Annotated in this window: 4 protein-coding genes; 2 read left to right on the top strand and 2 right to left on the bottom strand. The window is 65.5% G+C overall.

The features are described 5' to 3' along the window. On the top strand, positions 1 to 1,035 hold a 1,035-nt coding region (gene cgtA, locus AC04L7_RS16205; protein ID WP_475513413.1), incomplete at its 5' end, for an Obg family GTPase CgtA. Positions 1,036 to 1,089: 54 nt separating this feature from the next. Here cgtA and AC04L7_RS16200 read toward each other — a convergent pair. Then, entirely contained in the window at positions 1,090 to 1,344 is a 255-nt protein-coding gene (locus AC04L7_RS16200) for a hypothetical protein (RefSeq protein WP_435999637.1), read from the bottom strand. Positions 1,345 to 1,498: 154 nt separating this feature from the next. Beyond that, entirely contained in the window at positions 1,499 to 1,768 is a 270-nt protein-coding gene (gene rpsT, locus AC04L7_RS16195; RefSeq protein ID WP_062355047.1) for a 30S ribosomal protein S20, read from the bottom strand. 128 nt (positions 1,769 to 1,896) lie between these two features. On the opposite strand from rpsT, the gene murJ reads away from it, so the two are divergent. Then, a partial coding sequence (gene murJ, locus AC04L7_RS16190) for a murein biosynthesis integral membrane protein MurJ (protein WP_475513412.1) occupies positions 1,897 to 2,708 on the top strand: 812 nt, incomplete at its 3' end.

Here is a 2,708-nt window from a genome sequence, read left to right as displayed (position 1 = left end):
GCAGAAATCCTGGTCGGCGCCGGCAACGGCGGCAACGGTTGCGTGGGCTTCCGGCGCGAGAAGTTCATTCCGCTGGGCGGACCGGACGGGGGTGATGGCGGCAACGGCGGCAGCGTCTGGCTGCAGGCCGACGAGAACCTCAATACGCTGGTCGACTTCCGCCACCAGACCCAGTTCCGCGCCCAGCGTGGCGAGAACGGCATGGGTCGGCAGATGTACGGCAAGGCGGGCGACGACCTGACCATCACCGTTCCGGTCGGCACGGTCGTCACCAATGTCAGTACCGATGAAGTCATCGGCGACCTGACCCAACACGGCGACCGCCTGCTGGTCGCCAAGGGCGGCAAGGGCGGCCTTGGCAACATGCATTTCAAGAGCTCGATCACCCGTGCGCCGCGCAAGGCCACGCCGGGCGAGGAGGGTGAAGAGCGCCTGCTGAAGCTGGAGCTCAAGCTGCTGGCCGATGTCGGGCTGCTGGGCTTCCCCAATGCCGGCAAGAGCACCTTCATCCGGGCGGTGTCGGCGGCGACGCCGAAGGTGGCCGACTATCCGTTCACCACGCTGTACCCGAATCTCGGCGTCGTCAGCGTGGAAGCGCATCGCAGCTTCGTGATCGCCGACATTCCGGGGCTGATCGAGGGGGCCGCCGACGGTGCCGGCCTGGGCGCGACGTTCCTGCGCCACCTGCAGCGCACGCGCCTGCTGCTGCACTTGGTGGACATGGCGCCGATGGAAGGCGGCGTCGAGGACGTCGATCCGGTCGAGCAGGTCCGCGCCATCGAACGCGAGCTGGAAAAGCACGACCCGGAGCTGTTGCAGAAGCCACGCTGGCTGGTGCTCAACAAGGCCGACCTGATGTTCGAGGACGAGGCGAAAGAGCGCGCTGCCGAGATCATCGCCAGCCTGGGCTGGACACAGCCTTGGTACCAGGTGTCCGCCATCTCCCGCGAGGGCACCTGGCCGATCATGAAGGACGTGATGGCGTTCTTCGATCGGCAGAAGGAAGAGGCCGACGAGGCCGCCCGCGAGGGTTGAGTGGCAACGAAAAACCCGCCGGAAGGCGGGTTTTTCGTTTCTCGTGATCGAGCATCAGCGGCCGTCCTGCACGCGCAGCGAGGCGGAATCGGCGATCACCTGGGGTTCCAGTGCCTTGTGGCGCCGGGTGGCGCTTTCGAGATTGGCCTCTCCCCATTCCAGCGACTTCGGGCTGTTGATCGTCAGCCGGGTACCCTTGTCCCATCCTTCGAAATCCTTGCCGGCTAGCGCGTCCTGATGCACCGGCGAGAGTCCCCAGATGCCGTCGATGATGTGGGTCCTGAAGTAATAGGTCTTGCCGGCTTCCACCGCTGCCTTGCAGAAGCGAACGCCGCCATCGCCGGTCGGCTAGGCGCAGGCATCAGACCCTCGGCGAGGCGAGGGCGTCAATGGGCGCCAGGCACCAAAAAGAAACCCGCCTTTCGGCGGGTTTCCGTGTCTTCGCGTTGCGTACCGCCGTGAATCAGGCCGCTTGCAGGGCCTTGATGCGGGCGTTCAGGCGGCTCTTGTGGCGGGCAGCCTTGTTCTTGTGGATCAGGCCGCGCGAGCTGAGGCGGTCGAGGATCGGCTGGGCCGAGACGAACGCGGCCTGGGCGCCGGCGGCGTCATTGGCGTCGAGCGCCTTCAGGACCTTCTTGACGGCGGTGCGCAGCATCGAACGCTGACCGGCGTTGCGCGCATTGCGCACGACGGTCTGCTTGGCGCGCTTCTTGGCGGACTTGATATTGGCCACGGTGGGATTCCTGGTGAATACCTGAGAGAATTCAGGGGGTGAACGGAAGACGGGTAAATTGAGCCGGAAATTATGGGGCATTCAATGGGTTGCGTCAACCTGGGTCGTCCCCGGGCAGAGGGGGGGCGATGAGCGGTAACCGGCTGCTTCGTTCCACCGCCATCTTCAGTTCCATGACGTTCCTGTCCCGGGTCTCCGGGCTGGTGCGGGATCAGGTCTACGCCATCGTCTTTGGCGCCAACCCGGCCATGGACGTGTTCATTGCGGCCTTCCGCATCCCGAATTTCATGCGGCGGCTGTCGGCGGAGGGGTCGTTCTCGATGGCCTTCGTGCCGGTGCTGGCCGAATACAAGGAGAAGTACGGGCAGGATGCGGTCAGGAACCTGGTGGACCGGGTCGCGGGTACCTTGCTGGCGGCCCTGCTGGTGGTCACCGCGGTGGTCCTGCTGGCGGCGCCGTGGTTGACGAGGGTGATCGCGCCCGGCTTCGAGGTCGGGGGCGAGAAGCATGCGCTGTTCATCGAGATGCTGCGCATCACCTTTCCCTACGCGCTGTTCATTTCGCTGGCCTCGCTGGCGGGCAGCATCCTCAACAGCTACCAGCGGTTCGCGGTGCCCGCGCTGTCCCCGGTCCTGCTGAACGTCGCGATGATCGCCGCAGCGCTGGGGCTGGCTCCGTTGATGGGCGGGTCGGTCAAGGCGCTGGCGTGGGGCGTGTTCGCCGCCGGCATCCTGCAGTTGGGGTTCCAGCTGCCGGCATTGGCGAGGCTGGGGCTGCTGCCGAGGCCCAGGCTCGATTTCGCCCATGCCGGTGTCCGCAAGATCCTGACGCTGATGGTCCCGACGCTGTTCGGTTCCTCGGTGGTGCAGTTCAACCTGCTGTTCAACACCATGGCGGCCTCGTACCTGATCGGCAGCAGCATCACCTGGCTGTATTACAG

This window comes from Pseudoxanthomonas sp. LjRoot204_2 (assembly GCF_056175765.1).
This window is presented reverse-complemented; position numbering and strand designations above follow the sequence as displayed.